The 14,681-nt window shown below is 71.2% G+C and carries 11 protein-coding genes; 4 read left to right on the top strand and 7 right to left on the bottom strand.

Going from position 1 to position 14,681, the window contains the following annotated elements; translation table 11 throughout:
• Positions 1-88 precede the first annotated feature (88 nt).
• Complete coding sequence (locus ACQEVM_RS25115; RefSeq protein ID WP_053679234.1) at positions 89-964, top strand: S1 family peptidase; 876 nt, start codon at positions 89-91, stop codon at positions 962-964.
• 80 nt (positions 965-1,044) lie between these two features.
• Positions 1,045-1,524: a hypothetical protein gene (locus ACQEVM_RS25110; RefSeq protein WP_433082621.1), complete on the top strand. Its 480-nt coding sequence runs from the start codon at positions 1,045-1,047 to the stop codon at positions 1,522-1,524.
• A gap of 23 nt (positions 1,525-1,547) precedes the next feature.
• Here ACQEVM_RS25110 and ACQEVM_RS25105 read toward each other — a convergent pair whose 3' ends face one another.
• The 6 genes from ACQEVM_RS25105 to fxsA all read right to left on the bottom strand — a co-directional run bounded on the left by ACQEVM_RS25105 (position 1,548) and on the right by fxsA (position 11,231).
• On the bottom strand, positions 1,548-2,444 hold the full coding sequence (locus ACQEVM_RS25105) for a DUF4231 domain-containing protein (RefSeq protein WP_433082619.1): 897 nt from the start codon (positions 2,442-2,444) through the stop codon (positions 1,548-1,550).
• A 75-nt stretch (positions 2,445-2,519) separates the two neighbouring features.
• On the bottom strand, positions 2,520-6,503 hold the full coding sequence (fxsT, locus tag ACQEVM_RS25100; protein WP_433082617.1) for an FxSxx-COOH system tetratricopeptide repeat protein: 3,984 nt from the start codon (positions 6,501-6,503) through the stop codon (positions 2,520-2,522).
• On the bottom strand, positions 6,487-7,953 hold the full coding sequence (locus ACQEVM_RS25095) for a TIR-like protein FxsC (protein WP_433085357.1): 1,467 nt from the start codon (positions 7,951-7,953) through the stop codon (positions 6,487-6,489). Before ACQEVM_RS25095 ends, fxsT begins: the two co-directional genes overlap by 17 nt.
• Positions 7,954-7,996: 43 nt before the next feature.
• On the bottom strand, positions 7,997-8,776 hold the full coding sequence (locus tag ACQEVM_RS25090) for an aminoglycoside N(3)-acetyltransferase (protein ID WP_433082615.1): 780 nt from the start codon (positions 8,774-8,776) through the stop codon (positions 7,997-7,999).
• Positions 8,773-11,037 carry a radical SAM/SPASM protein FxsBH, inactivated beta-hydroxylase extension form gene (fxsBH, locus tag ACQEVM_RS25085; protein WP_433082613.1) on the bottom strand — a complete coding sequence of 755 codons (2,265 nt, stop codon included), beginning with the start codon at positions 11,035-11,037 and terminating at the stop codon, positions 8,773-8,775. The genes ACQEVM_RS25090 and fxsBH overlap by 4 nt, the downstream gene beginning before the upstream one ends.
• Before the next feature lie 29 nt (positions 11,038-11,066).
• Positions 11,067-11,231, bottom strand: coding sequence for an FxSxx-COOH cyclophane-containing RiPP peptide (gene fxsA / locus ACQEVM_RS25080; RefSeq protein ID WP_159041409.1), 165 nt, complete (start codon positions 11,229-11,231; stop codon positions 11,067-11,069).
• 309 nt (positions 11,232-11,540) lie between these two features.
• Between fxsA and ACQEVM_RS25075 the strand changes: the two genes are divergently transcribed.
• Both ACQEVM_RS25075 and ACQEVM_RS25070 read left to right on the top strand, forming a co-directional pair.
• Complete coding sequence (locus ACQEVM_RS25075; protein ID WP_433082611.1) at positions 11,541-12,728, top strand: hypothetical protein; 1,188 nt, start codon at positions 11,541-11,543, stop codon at positions 12,726-12,728.
• Positions 12,729-12,907: 179 nt separating this feature from the next.
• Entirely contained in the window at positions 12,908-13,291 is a 384-nt protein-coding gene (locus ACQEVM_RS25070; RefSeq protein ID WP_433082608.1) for a hypothetical protein, read from the top strand.
• Between the two features lie 213 nt (positions 13,292-13,504).
• On the opposite strand, the gene ACQEVM_RS25065 is transcribed toward ACQEVM_RS25070, so the two are convergent.
• Positions 13,505-14,407, bottom strand: coding sequence for an alpha/beta fold hydrolase (locus tag ACQEVM_RS25065; protein WP_433082606.1), 903 nt, complete (start codon positions 14,405-14,407; stop codon positions 13,505-13,507).
• Between the last annotated feature and the right edge of the window lie 274 nt (positions 14,408-14,681).

Genomic DNA, 14,681 nt, shown 5'->3' with positions numbered 1-14,681 from the left:
CGCCCGTCGTGCTCCCGACCGCCTCTCTCCCGGGCTCCGGCACCCCCACCACCGCCGGGCCCCCCATCCCCTCCGGGAGGACGAGTCAGTGAGGATCCAGAGCATCACCCGAATCAAGCTTCTCGCGGCGGCCACCGGCCTGGCCGCCGTCGCCGCGCTCGGCGCACCCGCCACGGCGAGCGCCGACAGCGGCTTCAGCGCCGATCGCCTCGCCTCGGCAGGCGCCTCCGTCCTGCGCGCCGACGTGGCGGGCACGGCCTGGCACACCGACCCCGCCAACGGAACCCTCGTGGTCACCGCGGACTCCAGGGTGTCGGCCGCCGACATCGCCAGAATCCGCCGCGAGGCCGGCGCCGACGCCGGCGCCCTGCGGATCGAGCGCACCCCGGGCAGACTGACGAAACTGTTGTCCGGCGGCGACGCGATCTACGCGTCGAGCTGGCGCTGTTCGCTCGGCTTCAACGTGCGCAGCGGCAGCACCTACTACATCCTGACCGCCGGCCACTGCACCGACGGAGCCGGCACGTGGTGGAGCAACTCCGCCCACACCACCGTCATCGGCCCCACCGTGGGCTCCAGCTTCCCGACCAATGACTACGGACTGATCAAGTACAACAGCAGCACCCCGATCCCGCCGGGCACCGTCGGCAGCCAGGACATCACCAGCGCCGTCAACGCCACCACCGGCATGTCCGTCACCCGGCGCGGCTCCACCACCGGCATCCACAGCGGCTCCGTCACCGGCCTCAACGCCACCGTCAACTACGGCGGCGGCGACATCGTCTACGGCATGATCCGCACCAACGTCTGCGCCGAGCCCGGCGACAGCGGCGGCCCCCTCTACTCCGGCAGCCGTGCCGTGGGTCTCACCTCCGGCGGCAGCGGCAACTGCTCCTCCGGTGGAACGACCTTCTTCCAGCCCGTCGTGGAAGCACTGAACGCCTACGGCGTCAGCGTCTACTGACCCACGCGCCCCCACTCGACCCCTGGACGTCCTCCCGCCTTCTGGGAGGATGTCCAGGCGTCCACGGGGGAGGATTCCGCATGAAACGTATCGGCGTGACCGGGCACCGATCGATTCCCGTCGAGGTGCTCGACCACGTGAGGGACGGCCTGCGGGCCGTCCTCGACGGCCACGACGGACCGCTGGAGGCCTTCTCCAGCCTCGCCGAGGGAGCGGACCAGCTGTTCGCCGACATCGCGCTGGAATGCGGCGCGGACCTCACCGTCGTGATCCCCAGCGGCGACTACGAGGAGACCTTCGAGGGCGCCGAGTCGCTGGCCCACTACCGCCGGCTCCGGCGCCGCGCCGCGCAGGAGGTCCGGATGGCCTTCGACCGGTCCACGGACGAGGCGTACTACGCGGCCGGCACCTTCATCGCGGACTCCTGCGACCGGCTCGTCGCCGTCTGGGACGGCCTGCCCGCCCGCGGGCACGGCGGCACCGGCGAGATCGTCGCCTATGCGCGGGCCCTCGGGAAGCCCGTCACCGTCGTCTGGCGCGAGGGCGTGACCCGGGTCTGAGCCACCCCCTCCCGCGACGGACGTCAACTGCTGTGTCGCGCGAGCCAGTCCGTGTGCTGCGGAGACACGTAGCGCTCCGTCTCGTACACCGACGAGGGCCACTGGGCCTCGGTGATCGTCGTCTGCATCACGACCATCATCGCCGACAGGTCCTGCTCGATCAGGGTGTGCGCCTCGATCAGCGGATGATGCCGGCGCACCTCGTTCCAGGCGATGCCGGCCGCCGCCGCCGCGCTGAGCAGCCCCGTCAGCCGCGGCCCCGGACCCGAACCGAAGGCCGCCAACAGGGCGAACAGCAGGCCCAGGCACGTCAGCAGCACGATGGTCCACGACCACAGGGCGGTCGCCCGACGCGAGACCTCCGTCTTGCGCTGGTACCAGTTGCGCTGCTCGATCAGCCGATCCCGGACGTACGTCTCCCGGCGCACGTGGTAGCCCAGACCGCGCAACCGGTGCATCGCCCCCGTGATCTCCCCGCCCTCCGGCACGGCGCCCGAGCCCCGGGGATCCTCCCAACCCATCTTGCGCAGCTCGTCCAGGCCCTTCTCCAGGCGGGTCCGGTACGTCGCCTCCGGCCCGGCGACATCACTGCCGAACGGCGCCCCGTGCACGGCGTACCGCCAGGCCAGGGACTTGATGAACTCGGCCGCGCTCCGGTTCAGCTGCCACTGGGGCCGGGCCCGGCGCCGGGTCGCCCGGATGCCCACCCCCAGGACGCCGGCGTACGCCAGCGCGCTGATCGCCCCGAACAGTCGGAGCGAACCCACGGTCGGTCCCTCGGGCAGGGCGGCGGCCCCCGCCGCGACGACGAGCAGCACCAGCTGGGCGCGCGTGGCCTGGGTGGACTCCCGCTGTCGGGAGATCGCCGCCTGATCGGTGTGGTGGAAGAGGGCCGGCAGGTCCTCGTTTCGAAAGGTCATGCTGTCGCTCACAGCGAACCCCCCAGGCTGCTGTCGGGGTGGAGGGCGACCCGTGCGGGGCCGCCCTCCGTCGGATCACACGGCGAGGGGCTCCAGATCGCGGTGCACCCGCCGCTCGTCGCGGGCGTAGCGGGTCAGACCGTGGTCCTCGCCGAGCAGCCGCGTCAGCTCTGCCACCGCCTCGGCCCGCACCCGGGCGGCCTCCTCCTTGCGCCCCATCATGTCCAGGCTGACCGCCATGTTCGAGGCGCTCGCCAGGGTCTCGGGGTGATGCACTCCCAGCGCCTCGCGCAGCCGCATCACCGACGACCGCTCCAGTTCCAGCGCGCCCTCCGGATCACCCAGGTCCGCCCGGGCGTTGGCGAGGTTCAGATGGGCGAAGATCGTGTGCGGGTGGTTGTCGCCCAACACCTCGCGCATGTGTCGGATCGTCTGCCGCAACATCGGCTCCGCCGTGTCCGCCGCCCCCGTGCCCCAGTGGAACACCGCGAGGTTGTTGACCGCGGCGAGGGTGTACGGGTGCCGCTCGCCCGGCACCTTCATGAACTCGTCCACCACCTCCTGCGCCAGGTCCCGCGCCGCGCCCGGATCACCCGTCGCGAACAGGTCCGAGGCGAGGTTGAGTTCGCAGGCCAACAGGTCCGGGTTGACCGAGGTGTACTTGGCCCGGTACCGGTTGCGGGTCGCCGTCGTCAGCCGCAGCGCGTCCTCCAACTCGCCCGCCCTGCGCAGCGACACCGCCAGGTTCTTCGCGGCCGACAGAGTGCCGGGGAAGGCCCGGCCCAGCGTCCGCTTGTAGATCTCGTACGTCCGCGCCAGGAGCTGCACCGAGTCGTCGTACCGGCCCACCTCGCGCAGGTCACGGGCCAGGTTCTGGGCCGAGGAGAGCGTGTACGGGTGGTCCGTGCCCAGCACCTCGGTACGCCGGTCGAAGACCTCCTGGTCGATCTCCCGGGCCCGCGCGTACTGGCCGACCATGCGCAGGTTCAGCGCCAGGTTGTTGGCCGCGGCCAGGGTGCGGGGGTGCGCCTCGTGGAATATCTGGCTGAAGCCCTCGTGGGCGGCCGTCGCCAGTTCCATCGCCTCCGCGTACCGGCCCAGCGCCCCCAGGTCCATCGCCAGACCACTGGTGGTCATGTACGTGTGCGGATGGGAGGGGCCGAGCACCGTCCGCTGCCGCTCCAGCGTGACCTCGCCCAGCTCCTGCGCCTCCACGAACCGGCCCTGCGAGCGCAGGATGTTGGACAGGTGGAAGCGCAGGTACAGGTACTGGAGGTCGTCGTTGCCGAGGGTGTCCTTCCAGATCTCCCGCAACTCCTCGCCGAGTTGGTACGCGGCCTTGAAGTCTCCGCGCTTCCACAGGTAGCGGACCCGGTCGATCAGCAGCCGGCGGGTCTCCGGCTCCTTGCAGTTGCGGGCCTCGGAGGGCGTCAGGTGCGGCCAGATGGTGTTGAACCGCGGCCAGGTCTCCGGATTGTCTATCGGCTCGTCGTCGTCCGGCCGGGCCCCCGCCAGGATCCGGTGCACCGCGTGCCGGGCCTCGCGCTGTTCCTCCTCCGAGAGCTGCGCCCGGATCACGGCCTGGACCAGCCGGTGCACCTGGATGCTGTTGCCGACCTGGTCGACCTTGGCCATCGCGAACCGGCCGATCTCCCGGATCACCCGGCCCAGCATCAGCTTCTCCTGGAGCGAGGAGTCGTACGGCTTGAGCGCGTTGATCATCTCCTTGCTGTAGAGGAGGTTCGCGGAGATCGGCTCGGGCGCGAAGAACGCGCAGAGCTGGAGCAGCCGCACGGCGGCCGGGGAACGGGACTGGAGCCGCTCGATGGACACGTTCCAGGTGGCCGCCACCGGCTCCGGGTACCCGGGGGGCTGGTTCAACCCCAGCACCCGGGCCGCCTGCTCCGCCAACTGCTCCAGGTACGCGGACACCGGCGTCGCCGTCTCCGCGATCCAGGCGCCCGCCTGCTCGACCGCCAACGGGAGGTCGCCCACCGCCACGGCGACCTGCTCGGCGTCCTCCTTGGTGAGCCCCGGCGCCCGGCGCTGGAGGTGCTCGATGGACTCCTCGCGCAGGAACACGTCCACCGGGAGCGCGTCGCCGTACTGCGACCAGGACTGGTTGCGCGAGGTCACCAGCACGTGCCCCGGGCCGCCCGGCGGGAAGAACCGCTTCAGGGTCTCGGGATCGTCGGCGTTGTCGAAGACCAGCAGCCACCGCGAGGTCGGCACCCCGCGCCGGAGCAGGTCGATGGCCTCCTGGGAAGCGGCCGACATGTCCTCGCCGGTCTGCGCGCCGAGGCGTACGGCCAGCTCCGCGAGGGCCGCCACCACGTCGTCGGTCTGCTCCGAGGAGATCCACCAGACCAGGTCGTAGTCGGCCATGAACCGGTGCACGTACTCCAGCGCCACCTGCGTCTTGCCCACGCCGCCGAGCCCGTACAGGGTCTGCGGCTGCGGCAGCACCACGGCCATGCCGCCGCCGAGCTGGTCGCGCATCCGCTCCAGCACGATGCTGCGCCCCGTGAACCCGGGGTTGCGGGGCGGAGCGTTCCAGATCTTCGGGACCGTCCCGGGGAAGCGGGGCCCGGGCTGGGTGGTGCTGTTGACGGAGTCCGGCAGGGCCATCGGCCGCTCGACCGCGCGGAGCAGCGCCGTGGTGGCGTGCACCTCGTCGAGCCGGAACAGGTCCACCGGATTGCGGTCGATGTACGGGGTCGCCAGCCGTACGTCGCCCACGCGCAGCGGCACCAGCTGGCGCCGCCCCCCGGTCGGGTCCTCGGCCGCCGCCCGGTTCCAGACGTCCACGGCCCGGGCGGACTTGAGGTAGGCGCTGGAGAGCAGCACCACGGTCCGGGCCGCGTTGTCGACGCTGATGCCGGCCCCGCCGAGGGTGTCCCCGGACCCGCCCCCGTCGACCGGCGCGCGTTCGGCGGAGACGTCCTGCGGCACCACCCGGAACCCGGCCCGGGTGAGGACCGACTCGATCCAGTCGGCCCACATGCGGTTCTCGGCGACGTAGGAGAGGAACAGGTCGGCGGGCAGGGCCGGGCGACGCCGGGTGAAGGCGTCCCGGATCCGCATCCGGACGTCCTCCGCGATGGCGGGCATCGAGACGATCTCGCCCTCGGTGACCACCGCCGTCAACCGCTCGAACGCGGAGAGGAGGGAGTTGGTGAGACCGGCCTCGTCGCCGAAGGTGGCGAGGGTCTCCTCGTAGGCGTAGTAGGGCCGGTAAGGGATCTCCACCGCGCCCCAGTACGAGGTGAGTTCGTCCCCGACGAGACCGTTGGGGAAGCGGTCGAACCTGATCCGGGCCAGGGCCCGGCCCGCGTCGGCCTTCTCCTTCTCGCCCTCGTCGATGCGCATCGGAACCGGGTAGATCTTGATGCCCCGGTCGTTGAACCGCTCGTCGATCTGCCGCGCCACCGAGGCGGCGCCGTCGATCGACTGGTCGGAGAGGGTGAAGCAGTCCACCAGCACGTCCGGCAGGTGCACCGTGCAGATGTCCGCGATGTCGGACAGACCGGTCCGGCTGTCGATCAGGACGTAGTCGTAGTTCCTCTTCATGTCGGCGCGTAAGGCGTCGAAGAAGAGACCACCGCCGAGCCGGTCGTAGAAGTTGTCCCAGTCGAAGGTGGAGACGGTCGCCGAGTACTCGCGGTTCTGTCGGCCGGCCGAGACGAAGTCGAGCGTGCCGCCGTCGGGGAACTCCCAGCCCAGGGTCTCCGGGGTGAGCGAGACGGCGTGCGGCTGGATCCGCGCGTAGTCCTTGTGCCAGTCGTCGGCGCGCTGCACCGGGCTGGTGGCCGCCCAGGCGTACTCGCTGATCAGGTCGATGACCCCGGTGGTGGCCCCGAGGGTGGAGGGGTCCAGGAAGGGGTGGAAGAAACGGTGCAGCCCCGGGGCCTCCAGGTCCCAGTCGACGGCGAGCACGCGCTTGCCGTTGGCCGCGAGTATCCAGGCGGTGTTGGCGAGCGCCATCGTGCGGCCGGTACCGCCCTTGTACGAATAGAAGGTGACGATGCGTCCGTCACGGCTGTCACGACTCGCTGTCATCCGCGTCCCCCCGGTCTGGTTCGTTGTGGTCGGCGGCGTCCCGGCCGCGCGGCTCGCTGTTCCGGTCTTCCCCGTCCCGTTGCTCGTGGTCGCGACCCTCGCCGTCGCGGTGTTCGCCGTCCCGGGATTCGCTGTCGGGCGGGAAGGGGGCGCGCGGCGGCAGCGGAGCGGGCGGCCCGTTCATCCCCATCGGCCCGATCAGTCGCGGGCGTTCGGTGTGGGTGCCGCCGGCCGGAGGATAGACCTGGGCGTGTCTGAGGAACTGCTGCGCGGCGGCCTCCACGACCTGCGGAAGGATCTGCCCGAGCGTCTCCATGTTGGCCACGCCGTTCGCGGCGGCCCGGCACGCGGCCCGGCCCTGGCTCATCTTGACGGGCATGGTGTCCTCCAGCCGGTGCGCCAGCTCGCTCTCCTTCGCCCGGCTCTGGTGGTCGTAGCGGTTCCACGGCACGACCACGTTGATCCACGGCCGGGACTCCTGGTCGAAGGCGGCGAGTCGCCGGCGGCGCTGCTCGTCCTCGACCGCCCAACGGTCGACGATCAGGATCTCCGGGCGGGTCGGCGGCTGCTTGCTGTCGAAGTGTCCGGCCTCGTCGTCGAAGGATCCGATGCTGGTCTGGTAGTTGAGGTTCCTGACCAGGTCCTCCGCGATCAGGGCGACGGGCCGCTGGGACGCCGGATGGTACGGGTTCCAGTCCAGCGCGCTGTCCCCGTAGTACTCGGGGCTGCGCCCCTCCGGCAGGTCGTGGCGGGACGCGGCGGCGACGGTCACGTGCAGGGAGCGGGCCGGATTGTCGGAGCTGCCGAAGGCGCTGGGCACCACCCGGTAGTCCACCGGGCGGACGGGGTCGAGGCGGACGGTCTCGGCGACGCGGACGATGCGTTTGGCGAGTTCGTAGACGGCCCGCTCGTACTGCTCGGCGTACCCCCGCAGTTTGATCAGCCCGTACAGCCCGTCGGTGACGTAGCGCTCGCCGAAGGTGTTGTGGTTGAACTGCAACCGCTCTGCGGGGCCGGGGAGTTGTGACGGTGGCACCGGTACCCACAAGGCGGGGACGATGGCCTCGGCCGGCTCGTTGCTCGCCGCTCCGTGCTGGATGGCGCGCTGCGCGAAGGCGAACCACTCCTTGCCGCACATCTCACTGGCGAAGTAGCGCGGCGAGAACAGCGGAACGAAGACCCGGCAGGTGGCGAGAGCCGTGCCGAGCCGCTCCGACCAGCCCTCGCCGCTGCGTATCTCCCGGTCCATGAAACCCGCCTCGGACCCGGCGGGCAGATCGGTCAACGCCATGACGTGACTGCAGAGATCACGGAAGAGACGCTCGACCCACATGTCCGGGTCGGGCCCCCCGGCCCCGAATCTCGGTGTATGCGCATAACTGAGAAAGAAGTACGGCTGCACTGATGCGGGCACACGCCCCCCGTCCCGAAGATGCGAGCGAAGAAACATCATTCCGGAGCTGCTTCGCGACATCCCCTCATCGTTCAGTCAATCAGCATCTGTTTTCGGTCATCCAGTCAAGGGCGTGATCGACGGCATCGGGAATCGAGAAGAGCAGGGCCGAGACTCCGCCCACCCGACCCCTGCGCACCTGTGAATCCGGAAACGTTCTGCCGATCTCCGCGAAGTCGCCGTCATCCAGCGCCACGTCCTCGTACGCGGTCCATTCCTCCCCCTGTCGACCCCCCGGAAGGTTCACCTTCACCACACAGTCGTACATGCGCAAGGGGGGCTTCGGAATTCGATACTCCGCGAGATGGAAAGCAGTGCAAACTGAAAACCCCACATTGATCATGAGTACCTGCCCTCCCTCCCAGCACAGCTTTCCCAGAGGCGACTCCTCGCCCATGTGGCTTTCGATCCGATGACCCGCGCACAGGCGCTCCGCGTCCTCGCCGAGCGCGGCGAAGGAGGTCTGCGGATGGTCGCTGCGCACGGCTCCCTGCGCGGTGCGCACGGCCTCGGCCAGGGCGCCCATGCCCTGGCTCGGCGTGGTCGCCGGGTCGAAGGCCGGCATCCGGGCGCGGAACGCCGCCGTCTCGGCCGCGCTCAGCCCGGCGATCCTGGCCAGGTGGGCGCCGGAGGTGAGGGAGTTCTCCGGGGTGAAGGTCGGTACCACCAGCGTGCCGTGCGGGCCGAGGACCCCGGTCAGGGCGTCACGCAGCACCTCGGCGCGCAGGCCGGTCCCGCCGAGCGCGGCGTGCACCAGGAGCCGGGTCCGGGGGCGGACGCCGAGCAGGCGCAGGTGGACGGCGAGGGCGAGGGCGCTCACGCGTCGACCGCCTTCAGTTCCCAGCGCAGCTCCTCCACGAGGCGCTTGCCCGTGATCGTCAGTTCGGCGGCTCCGGACAGCCGGTCCAGGGCCCGGTGGATGGGGTCGGCGGCGCCGGGCTCGGGGCCCGCGACGGCCCGCCGGTAGGCCTCCACCGCCACCCGCTCGTGTACGTCGGCCAGCAGTCGGGACACCGGGACGGGCCGCTCCCGCCAGGGCGACGGGTGCTGCCACTGCCCGTCCAGGGCGTACAGGTCGGCCACCTCGGTCAGCGCGCGCAGGCGGGCCCGCCGACGGCCGGTCAGCAGCGCGAGCGCCGTCTCCCGCACCCCCGCCCCGTACGGGACGCCGAGCGCCCCGGGGGCGTGCCGGCCGGCCTCTCCCCAGCCGTGTTCCCGGGGGCCGCCGGCCAGCGGGGTCAGCGTGGTCAGTCCGGCGGCGGCCGCCCGGGCGAACTCGGGGACCGTGTCGTGCAGCAGCGCCCAGGCCCGGTCGAGGAGGGCCCGCCACTCCTCGGCCTCGCCCGCCCCGAGCCGCAGCCGGGGCGGGCGGGCGAAGCAGTTGCGGTACGGGTCCAGGTCCTCCAGGGCCACCGGCGCCGCGTCCGGGCCGGGCGACCAGGTCCGTACGGGCTGCCAGCGCGCGTCCCCCGCGGCCGGGCCGAAGCGGTGTTCGGCGCGGCCGTCCCGTACGGCGTATCCGTCGTCGACGGCGCGGAGCGCGGCCCGCCCCCGCGTGCCCGGCTCGCCGAGCCGCAGCAGCCCCAGGGTCGGCAGGTACACCTCGCCGTCCCGGTAGACCACCTCGGCCGGCAGGTCCGACCCGCCGCGCAGCACGGCGGCGGCGGCCAGCGCGGCCAGCCGACGGGCCGGGCCGGTGTCCTCCCGGGGGTCCTCGTGCTCCGGGTCCAGGGCCGCCAGTACCCACGTCCGGGTGAACGGGTGGTCCAGAACGGCGTCCAGGGCGTCCGCGCCGGCGTCCCCGGACCGCTCCACGGCCGCCAGCAGTTCCCAGGCCCGGGCCCAGTCGGGGTCACCCGTACGGTCGGCGTTCAACCGGGCCAGCAGCACCCGGGTCAGCTCCTGCTGGGACCGGGCCAGTTCGGCCGGGTCGGTGAGCTCCGGGGCGGTCTCGCGCGGTGCGGTGCGACCTTCCACCCCGTCCACCAGCTCGCGCAGGTCGGCGCAGTACACGGAGGGATGGTCGAAGCTTCCGCCGGTGGCCGGGTCGGGCCGGTAGCGGTGGGCGTAGAGTCCGCCGCCGCACGAGCGTACGACGGGGCAGCTCCGGCACGTCTCGCTGACACCGGCGAGCCCCTGCTGTCGGGCGCGCACCCCGGGGTGGGACGCCACCTGGTCGAAGGTGTGGTCGAAGACGTTGAAGCCGGTGGCGGCGGCTCCCTCGAAGGCGGTCTTGAGGGAGTCGACCTGCTCCAGTTGTCCGTCGGTCTCGACGACGACGAGGTCGGTCGGGGCCAGGCCCAGGGACTCCGTCAGGCTGGGGCCGCCGCGCAGGGTGGACAGCAGCGACTCGAAGAGCCGTACGGGGACGGGTCGTTCCCGGCGCTCCCAGTGGTCGAAGACCCGCAGCAGCCAGCGCGCGTACGCGTCGGGGGCGCCGTCCGGGCGGACCGGAGGGGTCTCCCAGGTGGCGTGGGGGAGCAGGAAGTCCACCCGGGGGGGCTCCAGCTCCACGAGGGCGTCGAGCACGGCGACGGGGTCGTTGGCCACGTCCACGGTGCAGAGCAGCCCCTGGTAGAGGTGGCGGTAGGGCTCGGAGCGGAGCAGCGCGACGGCGGCGAGGACCAGGGGGTGGCTGGTGCGGCCGTCCGCGAACCGGCGGTGGCGGTCGTTCGCGGCGCGGTCCCCGTCGAGGGAGATCCCGACCCGGACGTCGTACTCGGAGAAGAGGTCCAGATGACGCCGGCCGAGCTGGAGCCCGTTGGTGTGGATGCGCAGGTCCAGGGCGGAAATTCCGTCGAGGGCGCGGGTGAATTCCTCGCACACGAGGCGGAGTCGGGCGGTGCCCGCCAGCAGGGGTTCCCCTCCGTGGAGAATCACCGTGACAGAGGGGAGGGCATGGTCACGGGCATGTTCGGCGAGCCGCGACGCGGTGTGTGCGATCACTTCGGGGGAGATCACCTTCGGCCGGGCTCGCCAGCTCTGATCTGCGTGTTCGTAGACGTAGCAATGATCACAAGCGAGATCGCATCTGCTGTGAACTTTCAGGACGATCTCGCGAAATGCGATCAGGCCGGTCATTCCACCAGTCTAGAGCGCCTACTTCGGTGTCAGAGCGCAGAGTTGAAGATCGGTGCCTGAACGTGACGACCGGATTCCGTCCGCAACACGCGGCCGAGTGTCGTCGCCGCCGAGGTGCTGTGCACGTCGATGCGGTCGAGCGGGACCCGGGAGGTCTTGACCGTGGTGGTCGGGGGGGTTGCGGAAGTGTTCACGACACCGTCCTTGGGGAAGCCGGGTGGAATGGGCAGGGGGTTGACAGCGACGTCGTGCCAGTGTCAAGCGTGGACTTTACTCGTCCACACCCCATTGGCAACCGAGACATGACGCCTGGTCAAGCGTTCTATGGAAAGCGTGACGCAATTCTCGCGGCGTCGCATTCGGCCGTTTGCCGTACGGCAAGATCCATTTCTTCCCGGGTGCGCCTTCCCCCGCCGTCCGGGAGTTCGGATCATGGTCCGCGGATCCGTCTAGCATGGGCACGTCACCCTTGCCACCTGCAGTTCCGGACGGAAGCCCCCCCCATGCGCACCCAGCGGATCCTCGCCGTGACCGCCACCCTCGCCTGCCTCGCGACGCTCCCCGCCTGCGAGGGGGACGCGGCCCCGCCCGCGTCCGGCGCGACCGCGCCCGCCGGCGCCGCGGCGACGCCGGCCGGTGGGAAGGGGGCGACGACGGTCACCCTCGCCGGCGCGCAGCAGTACGTACGGCAGTTCACCAACTGTGACGACCTGAGCGCCGAACCCGGCGACCCCCGGCTGCCGTTGACCGAGTTCGTCGGCGTCGGCGAGTGGTCCGTGACGCAGCGGGGCGTGTGCAGCGACGCGGCCAAGGACGGGGAACTCGTCTTCTACGTGCCGTCGGACATGAAGGAGTTCCAGGAGCGGTACAAGCGGAGCGTCCTGGAGTCCTCCGACGGCTCCCGGGGTCTGTTCAGCCGGGTCTTCGTCGGCAAGGGCTTCGTCGTCACCCCGACCTCGACCGAGTCGGCCCTCGCCCTGGCCCGGTCCGAACTGCGCATCCTTTACTGCAACCCGAGCTTCTGGCCGCCCAAGGGGTACAAGATGGACAAGGCGCTCGTCGAGCACTGCGTCCTCAGCGACTTCGTCAACGCGGAGGACGGCAAGGGCAGCCCGAACTTCGAGACCCCGCAGGACCCGGGCGGGCAGAAGCCGGGCCAACCGGCCAAGGGGAGCCTGGGGTTGGCGCACGCCGACAGCGTGGCCGAGCTGCGCAAGCTGGTGGCGCCCAGCGTGGACTGCACACGGTTCTCCACCGATCCCGACACGGTGGCGATCGAGTCGATCGACTACGCGCCCGTGGTCGAGGGGAACGCCCTCGACTGGGGTGTCACCGGACGGGCCCTGTGCGGGGAGCCGGGCAGTGAGCAGCGCGCCCACCACCTCAACTGGCTCGACACCGTGGGCGACATGAAGAAGCTCCAGACCAGGGCGAAGGCCGCCCAGCAGGCGGACCTCAAGGACGACGGCAAGCTCAGGCGTACGGCGAGCCGGCTGCTGGTCGGCGAGAACGTCGCGGTCGAGAGCAACGACCCGGCCGTCCGGTTCGGCCTCTACCAGCAGCAGTTCCTCTACCTGAACTGCGTACCCGGCTTCTCCGCCCCGGCCGGCTACCGGCTGGAGCGCGCCCTGGTCGAGGGCTGTGTCCTGACCAACCACGACCCCGAGAACCCGGTCGACGGGGGCAACTGAACGGGACCGGGGCCCCGGATGTGCCAGGACTTTCGCGCGCTGTCGGCTGCGAGGGGCCCCGAGGGAAGACGCAAGTCTTGAGCATGTTCACATAGGGGCGGCGGCCGCAGGGCCGGACATCCGACCTACCGGGGGAGAGGTCTGTGAACATGAGTGCGGGGGTCGTGGTGAACAGGAGGATGAGCGGAGGGTGGCTCGTTGCCGTCTCGGCCGCGTCCGTGGTCCTGATCTCGGGGTGCACGGCCTCGATCGACCCCGACGAGCTGTCCGGCGTGTACCGCAACGACAAGACGGGCAGCGAGCTGCGGCTCGAGTCCGACGGGACGTTCTCCGCCGCCGGCGTATCGACAGACGGGCACTCCGGGCCCGCCGACTTCCATGGCGGCTGGGAGTTCCTCGACGACCAAGCGGGCAGCGACTTCATCTACCTGACGGTCGAAGGCGATGGACTCGGCGGGACCGACGGCATCCAGCTCTACCCGAGCGGACGGAACGCGGTGGAGTTCCGGCCCGATCCGGACGGACCGCCGGGCCCGAAGCTCACCAAAGCGGCCGCACCGTAGAGACCGGGTGCCCGCACTGCGCCCGACGGCTGCGGAGGGGCCGCGGACGTCCGTCACGCGGCCGGCGGGTTCGACGCGATTCGGGGATCCTACAGACCAGGCCGAACTGAACCTCCAGGTCGCAGGGTTGCGAGGGCTTGCGGAGTCCGGGACTGCCCAGTGTCCCTGTGCCGGGAATTCGCCTGCTTGTCAACGAATCCACGACTCGGGACGCTAGGCCGGTTGTTGCTCGCTGACCGGGGGCGCGGGCACGTCCCGCAGCAGCCAGTTCAGTACGTCGGGCAGGGCGCGCAGGGCCGCGAAGTGGGCCGCGGCCGGGTCGATGGTGGTGGTGGCGCCGGGGATCCGGCGGGCCAGCCAGCGGGAGTGCCCGACGGGGGAGAAGACGTCCAGTTCCCCGTGCCAGATCATCACCGGGGTCCGGATGTCGGCCGGGTCGAAGCCCCACGGGCGGCTGAAGGCGAGGACGTCGTCGATCCAGCCGTCCGCGGAAGTCCGCAGGCCCTCGCGGTAGTTGCGCAGCAACATGGACCGCAGGCCGGCGTCCGAGACGATCATGCGGTCGTTGTCGGTGAGTTCCCGGCGCAGTTCGTCCAGGAGCCGGCCGGGGTCCGCGCGGATGCCGGCGGCGCGGGGGGTCAGCCGGGCCGCGAGTTCCTCGGGGTCGTCGGCGGCGGTGGTGTACTCCCGGACGTTCGAGTCCGCCATCCCGGCGAACCAGTCCAGGTCCTCCGCGTCCCGGGGGGCGAGGCCCACCATGGCCGCCGTCCGGGTGACCCGGTCCGGGAGCAGGGCGGCGCAGGCCAGGGCTCCCGCGGAGCCGCCGGAGCGGCCCGCCACGGCGAAGGCGTCCAGGCCCAGGGCGTCGGCGACGGCGGCCACGTCCTGGGCCACGTCGGCGACGGTGCGGCCCGGGTGGCGGTCGGAGCCGCCGTAGCCGGGCCGGTCGTAGGCGATGAGCTGCATTCGGCGCTGGTAGAGGACCATGCCCCGGGGGGCCGGCCCGAGTCTGCTGCCGGGCATGCCGTGGAGCAGGAAGACCGGTTTGCCGTCGGGGTCGCCCCAGCGCTCCACGGCCAGAGCGCGTCCGTCGGCGGTACGCACCTGATGGCGCACGCGCTCCCTCCCTCTCGGTCCGAGTCGTCACGGTGATTGTGCTCGCCGGAAGAGGAGTGCGGTAGGGCGCACTTCGCGGGAAATTCTTGTGAATGCCTTCACGAACATGTGGAGGTCTGTGGTCCCCTTGCATATGCCCAGGTCAAGGGCGATGGTCACGGGGGCGCGGACGGGCGTGAACGCCCCTTTGGCCCCCTCGGGGCGGGATTTCCCGGCGTCAAGCCGTCCGCTTTCGGGTGTCGAATGGAGGCACGGGAAAACGGGTCGTCGGTTC

The organism is Streptomyces sp. CA-243310 (genome assembly GCF_050936775.1).
GTDB lineage: Bacteria > Actinomycetota > Actinomycetes > Streptomycetales > Streptomycetaceae > Streptomyces.
The sequence above is the reverse complement of the archived record's forward strand: the minus strand, read 5'-3'. Positions and strand labels throughout refer to the sequence as shown.